This window comes from Streptomyces mesophilus (genome assembly GCF_011044995.1).
In the GTDB taxonomy this organism is placed as follows: Bacteria; Actinomycetota; Actinomycetes; order Streptomycetales; family Streptomycetaceae; genus Streptomyces; species Streptomyces mesophilus.
Window position 1 is genome coordinate 1 of record NZ_JAAKZW010000100.1, and the last position, 15,876, is coordinate 15,876.

Annotated in this window: 14 protein-coding genes; 6 read left to right on the top strand and 8 right to left on the bottom strand. The window is 69.3% G+C overall.

All coding sequences use genetic code 11. The annotated features are described in order from the left end of the window. The coding region (locus tag G6045_RS22340) for a VanW family protein (protein WP_408056354.1) at positions 1 to 1,771 on the top strand (1,771 nt) is incomplete at its 5' end. 66 nt (positions 1,772 to 1,837) lie between these two features. Here the strand turns inward: G6045_RS22340 and G6045_RS22345 are convergent. The 3 genes from G6045_RS22345 to G6045_RS22355 all read right to left on the bottom strand — a co-directional run bounded on the left by G6045_RS22345 (position 1,838) and on the right by G6045_RS22355 (position 4,729). Then, on the bottom strand, positions 1,838 to 2,581 hold the full coding sequence (locus G6045_RS22345; protein WP_165333828.1) for a GvpL/GvpF family gas vesicle protein: 744 nt from the start codon (positions 2,579 to 2,581) through the stop codon (positions 1,838 to 1,840). After that, positions 2,578 to 3,006 (bottom strand): gas vesicle structural protein GvpA, encoded by a 429-nt coding sequence (locus tag G6045_RS22350; protein WP_165333829.1) that lies wholly within the window; start codon positions 3,004 to 3,006, stop codon positions 2,578 to 2,580. Before G6045_RS22350 ends, G6045_RS22345 begins: the two co-directional genes overlap by 4 nt. A gap of 202 nt (positions 3,007 to 3,208) precedes the next feature. Continuing rightward, positions 3,209 to 4,729, bottom strand: coding sequence for a catalase (locus tag G6045_RS22355; protein ID WP_165333830.1), 1,521 nt, complete (start codon positions 4,727 to 4,729; stop codon positions 3,209 to 3,211). A 222-nt stretch (positions 4,730 to 4,951) separates the two neighbouring features. On the opposite strand from G6045_RS22355, the gene G6045_RS22360 reads away from it, so the two are divergent. From G6045_RS22360 to G6045_RS22370, 3 genes are all read left to right on the top strand, one after another. Continuing rightward, on the top strand, positions 4,952 to 5,479 hold the full coding sequence (locus tag G6045_RS22360; protein WP_165333831.1) for a hypothetical protein: 528 nt from the start codon (positions 4,952 to 4,954) through the stop codon (positions 5,477 to 5,479). A 121-nt stretch (positions 5,480 to 5,600) separates the two neighbouring features. Next, positions 5,601 to 5,993 carry a VOC family protein gene (locus G6045_RS22365; RefSeq protein WP_165333832.1) on the top strand — a complete coding sequence of 131 codons (393 nt, stop codon included), beginning with the start codon at positions 5,601 to 5,603 and terminating at the stop codon, positions 5,991 to 5,993. A 186-nt stretch (positions 5,994 to 6,179) separates the two neighbouring features. Continuing rightward, complete coding sequence (locus G6045_RS22370) at positions 6,180 to 6,899, top strand: heparin lyase I family protein (protein ID WP_165333833.1); 720 nt, start codon at positions 6,180 to 6,182, stop codon at positions 6,897 to 6,899. An 80-nt stretch (positions 6,900 to 6,979) separates the two neighbouring features. On the opposite strand, the gene acnA is transcribed toward G6045_RS22370, so the two are convergent. The 3 genes from acnA to G6045_RS22385 all read right to left on the bottom strand — a co-directional run bounded on the left by acnA (position 6,980) and on the right by G6045_RS22385 (position 12,662). Further along, the gene (gene acnA, locus G6045_RS22375; RefSeq protein ID WP_165333834.1) at positions 6,980 to 9,694 is read right to left on the bottom strand and encodes an aconitate hydratase AcnA; all 2,715 of its coding nucleotides are present in this window, start codon (positions 9,692 to 9,694) and stop codon (positions 6,980 to 6,982) included. A 207-nt stretch (positions 9,695 to 9,901) separates the two neighbouring features. Beyond that, positions 9,902 to 11,149 (bottom strand): MalY/PatB family protein, encoded by a 1,248-nt coding sequence (locus G6045_RS22380; RefSeq protein ID WP_165333835.1) that lies wholly within the window; start codon positions 11,147 to 11,149, stop codon positions 9,902 to 9,904. A 31-nt stretch (positions 11,150 to 11,180) separates the two neighbouring features. Continuing rightward, positions 11,181 to 12,662: a hypothetical protein gene (locus G6045_RS22385; RefSeq protein WP_206344050.1), complete on the bottom strand. Its 1,482-nt coding sequence runs from the start codon at positions 12,660 to 12,662 to the stop codon at positions 11,181 to 11,183. Between the two features lie 133 nt (positions 12,663 to 12,795). Here G6045_RS22385 and G6045_RS22390 point away from each other — a divergent pair, with 133 nt between their 5' ends. Both G6045_RS22390 and G6045_RS22395 read left to right on the top strand, forming a co-directional pair. After that, a complete protein-coding gene (locus tag G6045_RS22390; protein ID WP_165333836.1) occupies positions 12,796 to 13,023 on the top strand; it encodes a DUF4236 domain-containing protein in 228 nt (75 codons plus the stop codon). A gap of 69 nt (positions 13,024 to 13,092) precedes the next feature. Then, on the top strand, positions 13,093 to 14,622 hold the full coding sequence (locus G6045_RS22395) for a helix-turn-helix domain-containing protein (protein ID WP_165333837.1): 1,530 nt from the start codon (positions 13,093 to 13,095) through the stop codon (positions 14,620 to 14,622). On the opposite strand, the gene G6045_RS22400 is transcribed toward G6045_RS22395, so the two are convergent. Together G6045_RS22400 and G6045_RS22405 are read right to left on the bottom strand one after the other, a co-directional pair. Beyond that, positions 14,619 to 15,209 (bottom strand): hypothetical protein, encoded by a 591-nt coding sequence (locus tag G6045_RS22400; RefSeq protein WP_165333838.1) that lies wholly within the window; start codon positions 15,207 to 15,209, stop codon positions 14,619 to 14,621. The two genes, G6045_RS22395 and G6045_RS22400, sit on opposite strands and share 4 nt — an antisense overlap. 5 nt (positions 15,210 to 15,214) lie before the next feature. Then, positions 15,215 to 15,751 carry a hypothetical protein gene (locus G6045_RS22405; RefSeq protein WP_165333839.1) on the bottom strand — a complete coding sequence of 179 codons (537 nt, stop codon included), beginning with the start codon at positions 15,749 to 15,751 and terminating at the stop codon, positions 15,215 to 15,217. Between the last annotated feature and the right edge of the window lie 125 nt (positions 15,752 to 15,876).

Consider the following 15,876-nt stretch of genomic DNA (forward strand, 5'->3'; position numbering starts at 1 on the left):
CCCCGAGCCCCAGCAGCCGTCGGACCACCCCCGCCGCCGAATACGCCCCGCCCTGTACGCCGCAGGCGGGGCGGTCGTGGTGCTCGGCGGGCTGTACGTGGCGGGTCTGGTGTCCGAGGGGTCCGGGATACCCGAAGGGACCACGGTGGAGGGCGTGGATCTGGGCGGGCTGAGCACGAGCCAGGCACGGGAGCGCCTGGAGCAGGAGCGGGGGAAGGCATGGGCGGCCCCGCAGCCCGTGCGGATCGGGGAGGAGACGGCCGAGCTGGATCCGGCCGAGGCGGGACTCTCCGTGGACACCGCGGCGACCGTCGAGCGGGCGAACGACACCAGCTCAAACCCGGTGACCGTGATCGCCGGCCTTTTCGGCGACAGCGACCGGCCGGTCGACCCCGTGGTCCGCGTGGACGAGGCCAGAACGAAGGACGCGCTGGCCGCGCTGGCGAAGAAGTACGACCGCGAGGAGCGCGACGGCGCCGTCGCCTTCAAGGCGGGCAAGCCGGACGTCACCGAACCCCGCTCGGGCATCGCCCTCGACACCGGCCGCTCGCTCAAGACCCTGCGTTCCGCCTATCCGGCCGAGGACGCCGTGCGGCTCCCCGTCGACGAGACGGAGCCCAAGGTGACCGAAGCCGAAGTCGCCCGCGCCGTAAAGGAGTTCGCCACCCCGGCGGTGTCCGGGCCCGTCACCCTCACCGTCGGGGACAGCGAGCTGAAGCTGACGCCGGCCACGCTCGGCCGGCACCTCAGCCTCGAACCCGACGACCAGGGCAAGCTCACGGGAAAGCTGGACGCCGAGGGACTGCTGAAGGACCCGGAGGTGTCCCGGCCCCTGAACAAGGCGATCGGCGCACCGGTCAACGCCCAACTGCGGCTCGACGGCGAGAAGGTGGTCGTCGCCGCCGACGGAAAGCCGGGACGCAAGGTCGACGCCAAGTCCCTCCAGGCGGCGGTCTTCCCGCTCCTCACCAAGACCGGCGGCGCGCGCACCGCGACCGTCGCTACCGAGACCGTGCAGCCGGAGCTCACCGCCCAGAGCGTCAAGGAGCTGGGGATCAAGGAGCAGGTCTCCACGTTCACCGTGGAGTTCCCCACGGCCCCGTACCGCACGATCAACATCGGACGGGCCGCGGAGCTGATCAACGGCTCCCTCGTGCTTCCCGGCAAGGAGTGGAGCTTCAACCGGACCGTCGGCGAACGCACCGCGGAGAACGGCTTCACGGACGGCACGATGATCCTCAACGGCCGCTACTACAGCGCGCCTGGCGGCGGTGTCTCCGCCGTGGCGACGACGATGTTCAACGCGATGTTCTTCGCCGGCGTCAAGCCCGTCGAATACGGCGCGCACTCCTTCTACATCGAGCGCTACCCGGAGGGCCGTGAGGCCACGGTCGCCTGGGGCACCCTGGACCTGCGCTGGCTCAACGACTCGGGCCACGCGATCTACGTGCAGGCCACCGCCACGGACCACTCCATCACCATCGCCTTCCTCGGCACGAAGAAGTACGACGAGGTGAAGTCGATCAAGGGGCCGCGGACCAATGTCACCGAGCCCAAGAAGATCGAGGGCAAGGGCGACAAGTGCGAACCGCAGACGCCGTACGAGGGCTTCGACGTCGCGGTCGAGCGCGTCCTGGTCAAGGACGGCCAGGAGGCCGGCCGGCAGACCTTCCGTACGCACTACACGCCACGCGACGAGATCACCTGCGAGCCGGACACTCCCCCGGCGCCGCAGGTCGACCCCGATCCGCTTCCCTCGCAGGGCGGTTGATCAGCGGTCCGCTGCCCTCACAGGGCGGTTGATCCGCCGACGCACGCCGGTCGGCGCGGCAGAGCCTCAATCCCCCGCCGCGGCCACCAGCCCCTGGTCCACGAAGCTGTACGGCGGCAGCGGTCCGTTGACGCGGAAGACCAGGTGGGGGTGTGCCTGGCGCAGCTCCTCGACCGCGTTGGCCAGCTCGGCGGCGGCGTCTCGGTGCACGAGGAAGGACAGGTTGGCGATCCAGCCGGTGCTCTGCGGCGCGTCGCTGAGGGCGTCGGCCCTCGGCTCGAGCGCGTCGCGCACCAGGGCGGCGTCCGCCGCCTCGCGTGCCTGTACCGCCGCGGCGACCCTCTCGCCCAGGCGCATCTTGTCCTCGTGACTGCCCCCGCCCGCCTTGCGGTTGCTCTCCACCAGGGCGCGCAGAGCGTCGTCCTGTGCCACCACGAGCCGCAGTACGGCGTCCTCGTCGTGCTGGACCTTCACGTTGTACTCGGCGCGGTCGCACAGGGCCCGCAGACGTTCCTTGTAGTGCTCCGCGTGCTGCTCCAGAGCGGCGGCCACCGCGCTGTCGTCCTCGGCCACGCTGCCGAAACGCATCGGCAGCACCGTGCCACCGGCGCCCGCCTCGGACAGGACGTGCTGATGGGCAAGGAGATCCCGGCGCTTGGGCCGCAGATCCTCGGGAGCGTCGCCGGCGAGGGCGGCGAGGCCGCCGCCGCGGACCACCCGGACCTTGTGGGCCGGATTCCCTATGCCGTCGATGCCGTCCGGCAGCTTCGGGTGTCCGGCGTCGGCGATTCCGTAGACGTACGTACTCATGCCTGCTCCTCCTCACGACGGCTGGACGAACGGCTGGACGAACGACGCGGCGAAGCCTTCGCCTCGCCTTCCTTGCGGGCCTGCGTGAGCGCGTCCGACCCGGCCTGCGCGGCGCCTTCCAGCGCCCCCTTGGCCTTGCCCTGCGCACCCGACCCGTTCGAGTCGCCCACGAGCTCGCTCAGACCCGCGGGCTTCTTGCTGCCCGTCTCCAGGTCGAGCCGGTTGCACGCTTCGGCGAAGCGCAGATAGGTGTCCACACTGGCGACGACCACGCGGATATCGATCTTCAGGATCTCGATGCCGACGAGCGAGACGCGGACGAACGCGTCGATCACAAGACCTCGGTCGAGGACGAGTTCCAGGACGTCGTAGAGGCCGCTGGTGCCTCCGCTGCCGCCCGCCTGCTGGGTGGTGGCGACCGTCATGGGCGCTTCTCCCTGTCTGTTGCACTGGCGTTCCGGTGGCCTCCCGTGTGCCCGCCACGCCACCGCCCAACCTCCCGTGCTGCGACGATCTCGATGACCGGTGGCTCACATCCGGAACACATCCGGGCATGACCGAGCCCCCGCCCGGGAGGTCCGGGCGGGGGGAGCGATGAAGCGTCGGTCAGGCCGTGTGACGCGTCGGTCAGGCCTTGTCCTGCATGGAGCTGCGGGCCGGATTGCCCTGCTCGGCGGCCTTGGGGTCCTTCTCGTCCGCCTTGGCGCGCACGCCTTCCTTGATGCGCTCGCCGATCGACTTGTCGATGTTGGACCAATACTCGAAGGCGCGCTGGAGGACCGGCTCGCTCACGCCGTTGAGCAGATGCCCGACGACGTTGTCGACGAGGCGGTCCCGTGCGGCGTCGTCGAGGACCTCGCGCACCATGGTCCCCGGCTGACCCCAGTCGTCGTCCTCCGGGTGCGAGACGTAGGCGGCGCGGGTGATCTCCCCGTCCGCGGTCCAGCTCGGCGGCGCGTGCCTCTCGCTGTCCGCGGCCGGTCCGCCCTTGGAGTTCGGCGCGTACACCGGATCGGTGGTGTACCGGTAGGCCATGGCCCCGTCCTTGGTGTACGTGTGCACCTCGCTCTTGGGCGCGTTGACCGGCAGCTGCTGGTAGTTGGACCCGATCCGGTACCGGTGCGCATCCGCGTACGAGAACAGCCGTCCCAGGAGCATCCGGTCGGGGCTCGGACCGATACCGGGGACGAAGTTGTTCGGCTGGAACGCCGCCTGCTCGATCTGGGCGTGGTTGTCCGTGGGGTTGCGGTCCAGGGTCATCCGGCCGACCTCGATCAGCGGGTAGTCGCCGTGCGGCCAGACCTTGGTGAGGTCGAACGGGTTGAACCGGTACGTCGCGGCCTCGTCGTACGGCATGACCTGCACGTACAGCGTCCAGCTCGGGAACTCCCCGTCGCGGATGTGCTCGAAGAGATCACGCGTGTGGTAGTCCGTGTCGGCCGCGGCCATCTGGTCGGCTTCGTGCTGCGTGAAGAACTCGATGCCCTGGTCGGTCTTGAAGTGGTACTTCACCCAGAAACGCTCGCCCTGCGCATTGATCCACATATACGTGTGGGAGGTGTAGCCGTTCATGTGGCGCCAGGTGCGCGGGATACCGCGGTCGCCCATCAGCCAGGTGACCTGGTGGGCCGATTCGGGCGAGAGGGTCCAGAAGTCCCACTGCATGTCGTGGTCGCGGAGGTTGTTGTCCGCCCTGCGTTTCTGGGACCGGATGAAGTGCTGGAACTTCATCGGGTCCTTCACGAAGAACACCGGGGTGTTGTTCCCCACCATGTCGTAGTTGCCTTCGGTGGTGTAGAACTTCACCGCGAATCCGCGGGGGTCGCGCCAGGTGTCCGGGCTGCCGCGCTCGCCGGCGACGGTCGAGAAGCGGGTGACCAGTTCGGTGCGGGTGCCGGGCTGGAAGAGCGCCGCCTTCGTGTACGCGCTCACGTCCGCGGTCACCTCGAAGTGGCCGAACGCGCCACTGCCCTTCGCGTGCGGCTGCCGCTCGGGGATCCGCTCCCGGTTGAACTGCGCCATCTGCTCGATCAGATACGAGTCCTGCAGCAGGACCGGTCCCCCGGCGCCGACCGTCAGCGAATGTTCATCGCTCTCGACCGGGGCTCCGGAGTCCGTGGTGGTCGGCTTGCCGGTGAGGTCGGTCATTTCGGGGGCTCCTTGTCCTCGCACGGGTGGTCCGTGGCCCTTGCACGGGTCGTCCGTTGCCCTTGCACGGGTCGTCCGTGGCACGGCCACGACGCGTCGTGTGCCCGTAAGCCACCCGAAAAATCATCGCGCCGCCGAGCGATACCCGCCATTTCTCGGCCGGGGCCGCCCCGCACCGCGCACCCTCTTGCCGAGAGCGGCTTGTGGTGCAACGTTGATTACATGCTTACAGCCGAACAGCAGGAGAAAGTGCGCGGCTGGTTCGCCGGCCGTATCCCCCAAGGGCTCTTCGACGGTCCGCCCGAAGTCACCGTGGACCGCGAGGAGATCACCGTCATCGGGCGGATCCCTGAGCCCGCCGTCGACGAGAAGGCCTCCGCCGCCGAGAAGGCCGCGGCGGTCGAGGGCCGTATCCAGGAGTTCCGCGAGCGCACCAGGGACGAGCGCATCGGCGTCGCCCAGGAAGCCGAGCACCGCTTCCGCAAGAAGGTCTCCTGGGGCGTGCGCTGCGGGGACGAGAAGGCCCTGTTCACGCATGTCTCCGCCCCCGTGATGACCCGGCTGCGCCAGCCCGAGCGCCAGGTCCTCGACACCCTGGTCGCGGGCGGTGTGGCGCGCAGCCGCAGTGAGGCGCTCGCCTGGTGCGTACGCCTGGTGCAGCGCCATGCGGACGACTGGCTGACCGAGCTGCAGGACTCCCTGGAGGCGGTACGCAGGGTGCGCGCGCAGGGGCCCGACGCCACCGAGTGATGGAGAAAACGCCTCGACAGGACTCCGCGGGCCTGCCTACGATCTTCGGCAGCATCGCGTGCCGGTCACCGACCGGGTGAGGCATGGAGGTGCCGGAGATTGCCTGTGGAGGCATTCACCCGTGTCAGTTCAGTTCAACCACACCATCATCGCGTCCAAGGACGCACGAGAGTCCGCCGAGTTCTTCGCGGAGCTGCTGGATCTCGAAGTAGGCGCCCCCTGGGGGCCGTTCATCCCCGTCGTCCTCGACAACGGAGTGACGCTCGACTTCGCCACCGCGCCGGACGGCAACACCCCGCTCCAGCACTACGCCTTCCTCGTATCGGAAGACGTCTTCGACGCCGCGTACAAGAAGATCGCGGACCGCCGCGTCGAGCACTGGGCGGACCCGCACCGGCGGCACCCGGGCGAGTACAACACCAACGACGGGGGCAAGGGCGTGTACTTCCTCGACCCGTCGGGGCATGCGATGGAGATCCTGACCGTGCCTTATGGGGGCTGGCCGAAGAGCTGACCCTGCTGAACCCGGATCGCACCGCGTGATGTCCCATCGCGCGGTGCGATCGCTTTTGTGTGCACGTATCCCCGTACGGCCGCCACCTTGGCGCTTCCGAGCGATTTTTTCGTTGCGATCGCATTGTTGGGCTACTTGAGCATGTGTTAGAAACGCTCAACTCCCCCTCCCCCAGGAAGAGTCACCATGCGCAAGCGCGCCCTGTCCGCACTCGCGACGACGGCAGCCTGGCTCCTGTTGGCCGCGTCCCCCGCCCATGCCTCGGTCATCTGGGACGGTGACGCCGCACGCGGCACCGACGTGTTCCCCTCGCTCGAATGCCCGTCTCCCAGCAGCGTGATCACCGCCGACAGCTCCACCGGGCACGGCACGGTCTTCCGCTACACCAAGGCGGCCGGTGACATCCGCTGCGAGTCGCGCGGCGTCTCGGTCGGCGGCTCCCGGTACGCCTTCGCCGACGGCGGCACGTACTACTTCGACTGGGAGAGCCAACTCTCCACCGTCAGCGGCGACTTCGTGGTCTGGCAGTGGAAGTCGTATCCCAACGCCGACCAGAACTACCCGGTCATCATGACGGTCAAGGACGGCGCGATCCGGCTCTTCCACGTACCACCGGGGTCGACGTCCTGGACCCTCCTGTGGTCCGCCCCGGTCCAGGCAGGTGCCTGGAACCGCTACGCGGTGGGAATCCACGCCGGCAGCTCCGCGTCCTCCGGCTGGGTGGAGCTGTACTTCAACGGGGTTCCGCAGACCCTGACCGGAGGCGGCACGCGCTATGCGGCGCGCACCTGGGACAGCGCCAATGAGCCCAAGTGGGGCGCGTACGACCGGGACGACGGCTCCACCGAGATCATCAACCGGGTCGACAGCCTGAAGCTCGGGACGTCGTACGCGGATGTCGGCTGAGGAAGAAGCCCGGCACGCCCACGACGAAGGCCGCACCCCGGATGCCCGGGGTGCGGCCTTCGACTGTCAAGCGGTGGTGCCTACTTGCGGATCAGCGACCGCAGCACGTACTGCATGATGCCGCCGTTGCGGTAGTAGTCCGCCTCGCCGGGGGTGTCGATGCGGACGACCGCGTCGAACTCCACACCGGTGTCGGTGGTGACCTTGACCGTGCGCGGCGTGGTGCCGTTGTTGAGCTCCTCGACGCCGGTGAAGGAGAAGGTCTCCTCGCCGGTCAGGCCGAGGGACTCGGCCGAGGCGCCCTCCGGGTACTGCAGCGGCAGGACGCCCATGCCGATGAGGTTCGAGCGGTGGATGCGCTCGTACGACTCGGCGATGACGGCCTTGACGCCGAGCAGCGCGGTGCCCTTGGCGGCCCAGTCGCGGGACGAGCCGGAGCCGTACTCCTTGCCCGCCAGGATCGCGAGCGGGGTGCCCTGCTCGATGTAGTTGCGCGAGGCGTCGTAGATGAACGACACCGGCGCGTCCGCCTGCGTGAAGTCGCGGGTGAAGCCGCCCTCGGTGCCCGGCGCGATCTGGTTGCGCAGGCGGATGTTGGCGAACGTGCCGCGGATCATGACCTCGTGGTTGCCTCGGCGCGAGCCGTAGGAGTTGAAGTCACGACGCTCCACACCGTGCTCGGTGAGGTACTTGCCGGCAGGGGTGTCGGCCTTGATCGCACCGGCCGGGGAGATGTGGTCGGTGGTGACCGAGTCGCCCAGCTTGGCGAGGACGCGCGCGCCGGTGATGTCGGAGACCGGGGTGGTCTCCATCGTCATGCCGTCGAAGTAAGGAGGCTTGCGGACGTACGTCGACTCGGCGTCCCACTCGAAGGTGTTGCCGGTCGGGATCGGCAGCGCCTGCCACTGGGCGTCGCCCGCGAAGACGTCCTGGTAGGACTTGTTGAACATGTCCTCGCCGATGGCGTTCGCCACGACGTCGTTGACCTCGGCCTCGGTCGGCCAGATGTCGGCCAGGAAGACCGGCTTGCCGTCCTGGTCGATGCCGAGCGCCTCGGTGGTGATGTCCACCTTCATCGAACCCGCGAGGGCGTACGCGACGACCAGCGGCGGGGACGCCAGGTAGTTCATCTTGACGTCGGGGTTGATCCGGCCCTCGAAGTTGCGGTTGCCGGAGAGCACCGAAGTCACGGCCAGGTCATGGTCGTTGACGGCCTTGGAGACCTCCTCGGGCAGCGGGCCCGAGTTGCCGATGCAGGTGGTGCAGCCGTAACCGACCAGGTTGAAGCCGACCTTGTCGAGGTAGGGGGTGAGCCCGGCCTTGTCGAAGTAGTCGGTGACGACCTTCGAACCCGGCGCCAGGGTCGTCTTCACCCACGGCTTGCGGGTCAGGCCCTTCTCGACGGCCTTCTTCGCGACGAGCGCGGCGGCGACCATCACGTACGGGTTCGACGTGTTGGTGCAGGAGGTGATCGCGGCGACGGTGACGGCGCCGTGGTCGATCTGGTACGTCGAGCCGTCGGGGGCGGTCACGGTGACCGGGTTCGACGGGATGCCGTTGGTGTGCGCCGGGGCGTCGGAGGCCGGGAAGGACTCCTTGCCCGCCTCCTCGTCGTCGGCGACGTAGTTGCGTACGTCGACGGCGAACTGCTCGGCGGCGTTCGCGAGGACGATGCGGTCCTGCGGGCGCTTCGGTCCCGCGATCGACGGGACGACGGTGGAGAGGTCGAGCTCGAGCTTCTCGGAGAAGTCCGGCTCGGCGGCCGGGTCGAGCCAGAGGCCCTGCTCCTTGGCGTACGCCTCGACAAGGGCGAGCTGCTGGGCGTCGCGGCCCGTCAGCTTCAGGTACTTGATGGTCTCGTCGTCGATCGGGAAGATCGCGGCGGTGGAGCCGAACTCCGGCGACATGTTGCCGATGGTGGCGCGGTTCGCGAGCGAGGTGGCGGCGACGCCCTCACCGTAGAACTCGACGAACTTGCCGACGACGCCGTGCTTGCGCAGCATCTCGGTGATCGTGAGCACGAGGTCCGTGGCGGTGGTGCCCGGCTTCAGCTCACCCGTCAGCTTGAAGCCGACGACGCGCGGGATGAGCATCGAGACCGGCTGGCCCAGCATCGCGGCCTCGGCCTCGATACCGCCGACGCCCCAGCCCAGGACGCCCAGACCGTTGACCATCGTGGTGTGCGAGTCGGTGCCGACGAGGGTGTCGGGGTACGCCTGGCCGTTGCGCACCATGACCGTACGAGCGAGGTGCTCGATGTTGACCTGGTGCACGATGCCGGTGCCCGGCGGGACGACCTTGAAGTCGTCGAACGCGGTCTGGCCCCAGCGCAGGAACTGGTAGCGCTCCTTGTTGCGGCCGTACTCAAGCTCCACGTTCTGGCCGAAGGCCTCCGCGGTGCCGAACTTGTCGGCGATGACGGAGTGGTCGATGACCAGCTCGGCCGGGGAGAGCGGGTTGACCTTCGCCGGGTCGCCGCCGAGCTCCTTGACGGCCTCACGCATGGTGGCGAGGTCCACGACACAGGGCACACCGGTGAAGTCCTGCATGATCACGCGGGCGGGCGTGAACTGGATCTCCTGGCTCGGCTGAGCCCCCGAGTCCCAGTTGCCGAGGGCGCGGATGTGGTCGGCGGTGATGTTCGCGCCGTCCTCGGTACGGAGCAGGTTCTCCAGGAGAACCTTGAGGCTGTAGGGAAGGCGTGCGGCGCCCTCGACCTTGTCCAGCCGGAAGATCTCGTAGGACTCGTCACCCACGCTCAGCGTGCTGCGGGCGTCGAAGCTGTTCGCCGACACGACAGTCTCCTTCATATATGTGCGCGTTCCACCGCATCCTGCCGTCACGCCCCCTGGGCGATCCGCTAAGGTAAGGCTTAGTTAGGGTTGCCTTACCGCCGGACCGACACCGGCGTGCGGCCGCGGTGCGCCTCGGCAGATATCTCGATGTCGAGATAACTCTAGTACATCGCCGGGGCCTGGTCATGCCCCGGCCTGTTGCGCTGGTCACGTACGGGTGCCCCCAAGGGCGTTCCCCATCCTGGTCAGGGCCTCGCGGAGCACCGCCGGTGAGGTGGCGAAGTTGAGGCGTACGCAGCCGGCGCCGCCGGTGCCGAAGACATGGCCCGAGCTGAGGGCGACCCGTGCGCGGTCGAGGAACATCCTGGCGGGTCCGGCCAGTTCGGAGACGATGCCGGGGCCGTCGAGCGGGTGCTCGTCGTGGAGCCCCAGTGCGGTGCAGTCGAGCCAGGCGAGGTAGGTGCCCTCGGGCCTGAGGTGGCGAACGCCTGGCAGGTGTTCCGCCACCAAGTTTGCAAGGAGGTTCCGGTTGGCGTCGAGTCCGGCGATGAGCTCGTCGAGCCAGTCGGCGCCCTTCTCGTACGCCGCGGTGTGGGCGATGACGCCGAGGTGACTGGGGCCGTGGCTCACCTCCTCGGGCAGGCGGCGCAGGTCGTCGGCGGCCTCAGGCCCGGCGATGGCGAGGGCCGCCTTGAGTCCGGAGAGGTTCCACGCCTTGGACGCCGACATCAGCGCGAAGGCGTTCTCGGAGCCCGGCACGCTCAGATACGGCGTGAAGACGGCACCGGGCAGGACCAGCGGTGCGTGGATCTCGTCCGAGACGACGCGGACACCGTGCCGGCGGGCCAGCTCGGCGACCGTTTCGAGCTCAGTGCGGGTGTGCACGGCGCCGGTCGGGTTGTGCGGGTTGCTCATCAGGAAGGCGGCGCCCCGGCCGCCGTGGCGGGCCCGTAGGAACGCGTCCTCCAGGGCGGCGGGGTCGATCCGGCCGTCGGGACCGAGAGGCGCCTCGACGATCTCGCGGGCGTCGTGGCCGACGAACGCGTAGAAGGGCGGATACACCGGCGAGCACACCACGACCGCGTCCCCGGGCCGGGTGATCAGGCGGAGCACCTCGACGACGCCCAGCATCACATCGGGCACGATCGCCGTGCGCTCGACGGCGAGACCCTGCCACTGCCACCGCTCGGTGGCGAAGCCGGCCAGGGCCCGCGCGTAACCGTCGCCGTGGGCGTACCCGGTGTCGCCGAGGTCGACCGCGGCGTGCAGCGCGTCCGCGATCGCCGGGGCGAGGGGCACATCCATCTCGGCCACCCACAGCGGCAGGACGTCCTCGGGGTACGTCCGCCACTTCGTACTGGTGCGGCGGCGCAGCTGATCGAGGGAGAGCTGGACGAGCGGGTCGGTTCGCTGGGCGTGTGCGGCCGGAAAGGCGTCCGAAGCGTGGTGGGCCATCGTGCCAGGAGATCCGAAGGCTCTACGAAGGTCAACGGGTCGGACCGGGCTGGACCAACTGCGCCCGCAGACCCTCCGCCGCGGCGCGCACCTCGTCGGCCCGCGCCGCGTGCCCGCCGTCCGCCAGGGCCTGCGCGAGGTCGTCGTGCTCGCGCACGATGAACCGGCCCAGATTCACCCGCTGCCACCACGCGAGGCTGTCGTCGCCGGGTGCCTCCAAAGTGGTGCGCAGGGCCAGCAGGGTGCGTGCGGCCGGTTCGAGGTGACCTGCTCTGCGTTCGAATCCGGCGAGGTCCCGGAGGGCGGACACGCGGTCCCACGCGGTCTCCTGCAACGCGACGTACAGGCGCTGGGCGCGCAGGGCCTGGGGCAGATCGCCGAGCCGGTCGAAGTCGCGCGCCAGGGAGCCGAGCGGAGCAGGGTTCAGCCTGCCGGGGTTGCGGGGGTCCCGCAGCAGAGTCTGGTTCAGCTCGATCTCGTCGAGGCGGCGGATGAGAGGGACCCGCGCGAGCTCGGTCAGGCCCTGGTCGGCCGCCAGATCGGTCCAGGTGTCGAGGGGTTCGTCGGACGGGTCGGTACCGAACATCGACTCGTCCATCTCCCGCGCCCACTGCCGCAGCGCGGCCCCGTCGGCCTCCAGGTCCCGTATCTCGCTCAGCCCGCACGCCGTGTCGAAGTCCGTCTCGCGGATCTCGTCGAGCAGCGGCAGATCCTCCGCCCGGCCGTGCAGCCCGATGAGTACGGCAGCGAGCCTGAGCTCGTCCGTCATCGACGACTCGGCCTCGTGGCGCACCAGACGGCGCAGCAGCGGGAGGTCCCCGTCCGCACGGTCGAACTGGGCGGCCCGCAGGGCGAGTCGGCGCCGTACGGGATCGTCCGCCATCGCCTGCCCGACCTCTTCGTCCCTCGCACGCAGCGCCGCGAGGTCGGCGCGGCCGGCCGCGAGGACGGTCTCCCACAGCGGCGGACGCGGGTGGCGGTCGAGGGGGTCGTACGCGCGGCCCTCTTCCGCGTTGAGCAGGACGAAGTCCGGCTCCGTACGCAGCAGCGCGGCATGCAGCAGACCGATGAGTTCCACCGGGGAGCGGGCGGGGAAGCCCAGGGCGGCGCGGAGTTCGGTGCGCTCTTCGTCGATGCCGTAGTCCGCGCGGATCTCGTCCTCCGTCTCCGTGACGGCGGCGCGCAGGGCCTCTTCCCCGTCCTGCGGCGACAGTCCGAGGTAGTTCTCCCAGCCGGGCAGGCCGGTCAGGATGTCCAGCGCCTCGTCGACGGTGGACCCGATGATCCCGGCTTCGCCCTCCGAGGACGCGTACAGGACGGAGCCGCCGGCGCACCGGAAGAACGTGCCCCCGGTGTCGTCCCCGGCGAGCACCTCGAGCTCCCCGCCCGAGGCGAGCCGCACCTCCTCGACATGGCCGTGCGCGGCACGGTCGAGGTCGAAGCCGAAGGGGAAGGCGGCGAGGGCGGCCAGGCGGCGGTCCCGGCGCAGCAGACGGAGCGCTTGATCGGTCACGGCGGCGACCGTAACAAAGGGGTCCGGCAGCCGGGGGCCGGCCCCAGAGCCGCGCACGCACCGCGGCGCGGGCGTATGACCTCCTCCGGTGCGGGTACTCGTCGGCGCGGTACCCCACTGTCAGGAGACAGGTATGCCTCTCACATTCCGCAAGAGTTTCCGGATCCTTCCGGGCGTCACACTGAACATCAACCGCCGCTCCTGGTCGATCACGACCGGCGGCCGGCACGGACCGCGCCGAACTCACAGCAGTACGGGCCGGCGCACCACCTCCATGGATCTGCCGGGACCTTTTGGCTGGCGGCGAACCGAGCATTCCGGACGAACCCGTCGCAACCGGCGCCACTGGATGGGCAGGTGACGACGCCCGGCCACCCGGACGGACGTGCTCCGTTTCCCCTCTATCTCACATCCGGTATACGGTCGCGCCATGGCAGACGACTACCTCGTACGCATCGGCAAGCTCATCCGTGACGCCCGGCAACACCGGGGCTGGACACAGTCGCAGCTCGCCGAGGCACTCGGTACCAGCCAGAGCGCCGTCAACCGCATCGAACGCGGCAACCAGAACATCAGCCTTGAGATGATCGCCCGAATCGGTGAAGCCCTCGACAGCGAGATCGTGTCGCTGGGCTACTCGGGGCCGATGCACCTCAGGGTCGTCGGCGGGCGCCGGCTGTCCGGCTCGATCGACGTCAAGACGAGCAAGAACGCATGCGTCGCGCTGCTCTGCGCCTCGCTGCTCAACAAGGGCCGCACCGTGCTGCGCAGAGTCGCACGGATCGAGGAGGTCTACCGCCTCCTCGAGGTCCTGAACTCCATCGGAGTCCGCGCCCGTTGGATCAACGACGGCAAGGACCTCGAGATCGTCCCGCCGGCCACGATCGACATGGACGCGATCGACTCGGCGGCGGCCATCCGCACCCGCTCGATCATCATGTTCCTCGGCCCGCTGCTGCACCGGATGGACCGCTTCAAGCTGCCGTACGCGGGCGGCTGCGACCTCGGTACGCGCACGATCGAGCCGCACATGATCGCGCTGCGCCGCTTCGGTCTGGACATCGCGGCGACCGACGGCATCTACCACGCGACGGTCGACCACTCGATCAAGCCGGACCGGCCGATCGTGCTGACCGAGCGCGGCGACACGGTGACCGAGAACGCGCTGCTCGCGGCCGCCCGCCACGACGGCACGACGGTCATCCGCAACGCCTCGTCCAACTACATGGTCCAGGACCTGTGCTTCTTCCTGGAGGCGCTCGGCGTCAAGGTCGAGGGCATCGGCACCACCACGCTCACGGTGCACGGTGTCGCGAACATCGACGTCGACGTGGACTACTCGCCCTCCGAGGACCCGGTCGAGGCGATGAGCCTGGTCGCCGCGGCCGTCGTGACCGAGTCCGAGCTCACCATCCGCCGCGTGCCGATCGAGTTCATGGAGATCGAGCTCGCGGTCCTCGAGGAGATGGGCCTCGACCACGACCGCTCGGCGGAGTACGCGGCGGACAACGGCCGTACGCGCCTGGTGGACCTGACCGTGCGGCCCTCGAAGCTCGAGGCGCCGATCGACAAGATCCACCCGATGCCGTTCCCGGGTCTGAACATCGACAACGTCCCGTTCTTCGCGGCGATCGCGGCGGCGGCCCAGGGCAAGACCCTGATCCACGACTGGGTCTACGACAACCGCGCGATCTACCTCACGGACCTCAACCGCCTCGGCGGCCGGCTCCAGCTCCTGGACCCGCACCGCGTCCTGGTCGAGGGCCCGACGCGCTGGCGCGCGGCCGAGATGATGTGCCCGCCCGCGCTGCGTCCGGCGGTCGTCGTGCTGCTCGCGATGATGGCGGCGGACGGCACGTCGGTCCTTCGCAACGTGTATGTGATCAACCGGGGTTATGAGGATCTCGCCGAGCGCCTCAACTCGGTGGGCGCTCAGATCGAGACCTTCCGGGACATCTAGCCGCTTCGGTCGCCTGAGTGTGTGAAGGCCCTCGCGTCGGGAGACCGGCCGAGGGCCTTCTCCATGTCGGCGAGGCGGCGCCGCATATGGCTGCGCATCCAGAGGAGCCCGCCGCCGAGGACGAGGGCGAAGCCGAGCATCAGCGCGGCACGGGTCCACACGCCGAGCGCGGCGGCCGCGACGGTGGCCAGGACGAGGAAGCCCAGGAACAGGAACAGCACCCATGGGGTGTGGTTCAGCTCGGCGCGCCTGCGGGCGACAAGGCGGCGCAGAAGGTCCTGCTGCCGCGGGTCCTCGGGCACCCGGCCCCGCCACAACTGCCGCTCCGCACGACGCAGTTCCTCGCTGCCCGCGCGCAGGTCCCGCAGGTACGAGCTGCGCCGCAGCTGGAACACCGCGGCGATCGCGGTGGTCAGCAGCAGGGTCCGGCTCAGCCACAGGGCCACCGGCTCGTCCGGATCGGCCCAGCGGAAGATCCCCGCGACCAGGACGAACGAGATCACGATCTGCCCGACCGTGCTCAGCTCGCCACGGCTCTTCAGTCCGTTCTTCTGCCCGTTCTTCAGTCCACTCTTCAGTCCACGCATGGTGGTCAGCTCCTTCCGGCGGCCATGGCCGGCTTCTCGAGCTGTGCGGTCAGCCGGCGGGCGTTGCGCCGCGTGCGCCAGGCCCCGTAGAGGAACCAGCCGCACAGAGCGAGCCCCAGGCCGCCCAGGAGCAGTCCGTGCCTCAAGTCTCCGGTCACCAACGCGAGGGTCGCGATACCGAACACCAGGCATGCGAACAGCGGGATGATCCATTTCAGGTGCCGCTGGCGGTGCAGGGTCTGTTCGATCAGCCGGGGCATCGCCTGCCGCTCGGGCTCCGACCGCGGCATCTCACCGCGCCACAGCAGGCGTTCGAGCCGTCGCAGATCGACCCGGTCGTCACCCAGCTGCCGCTGCCTGCGGCGCTGCAGCCAGATCATGAAGCCCACCGCGATGAAGGTGTACCAGGCAGTATTGAGCAGCCAGCCGAGAACCGGCCGGTCGGGGTTGAACACCCTGGTCACGCCGAGGGCGCACGCGAAGGTGGAGATCCCGAGCGCCCAGGGGTGCCGCGCAAGCCAGTCATCCGCCCTGCCGAGCATGGCGGATCACTCCTCTCGTAGTCGTCCGGTGTGCTGCAAGGCGTATCTCAGGACGTACGAGTACCCCGCGGCCCTGCGTACACGCAGTGACACAGTGGGTGCCCCGCCGCGTCCTAAGGGGTGAG

Excerpts from the sequence above, each read along its gene's own strand:
- G6045_RS22345 (WP_165333828.1), bottom strand. The coding sequence starts at position 2,581 with ATGAGTACGTACGTCTACGGAATCGCCGACGCCGGACACCCGAAGCTG.
- G6045_RS22380 (WP_165333835.1), bottom strand. The coding sequence starts at position 11,149 with ATGGCCCACCACGCTTCGGACGCCTTTCCGGCCGCACACGCCCAGCGA.
- G6045_RS22390 (WP_165333836.1), top strand. The coding sequence starts at position 12,796 with ATGCCTCTCACATTCCGCAAGAGTTTCCGGATCCTTCCGGGCGTCACA.
- G6045_RS22370 (WP_165333833.1), top strand. The coding sequence starts at position 6,180 with ATGCGCAAGCGCGCCCTGTCCGCACTCGCGACGACGGCAGCCTGGCTC.
- G6045_RS22355 (WP_165333830.1), bottom strand. The coding sequence starts at position 4,729 with ATGACCGACCTCACCGGCAAGCCGACCACCACGGACTCCGGAGCCCCG.
- G6045_RS22400 (WP_165333838.1), bottom strand. The coding sequence starts at position 15,209 with ATGCGTGGACTGAAGAGTGGACTGAAGAACGGGCAGAAGAACGGACTG.
- G6045_RS22350 (WP_165333829.1), bottom strand. The coding sequence starts at position 3,006 with ATGACGGTCGCCACCACCCAGCAGGCGGGCGGCAGCGGAGGCACCAGC.
- G6045_RS22395 (WP_165333837.1), top strand. The coding sequence starts at position 13,093 with ATGGCAGACGACTACCTCGTACGCATCGGCAAGCTCATCCGTGACGCC.
- G6045_RS22360 (WP_165333831.1), top strand. The coding sequence starts at position 4,952 with ATGCTTACAGCCGAACAGCAGGAGAAAGTGCGCGGCTGGTTCGCCGGC.
- G6045_RS22405 (WP_165333839.1), bottom strand. The coding sequence starts at position 15,751 with ATGCTCGGCAGGGCGGATGACTGGCTTGCGCGGCACCCCTGGGCGCTC.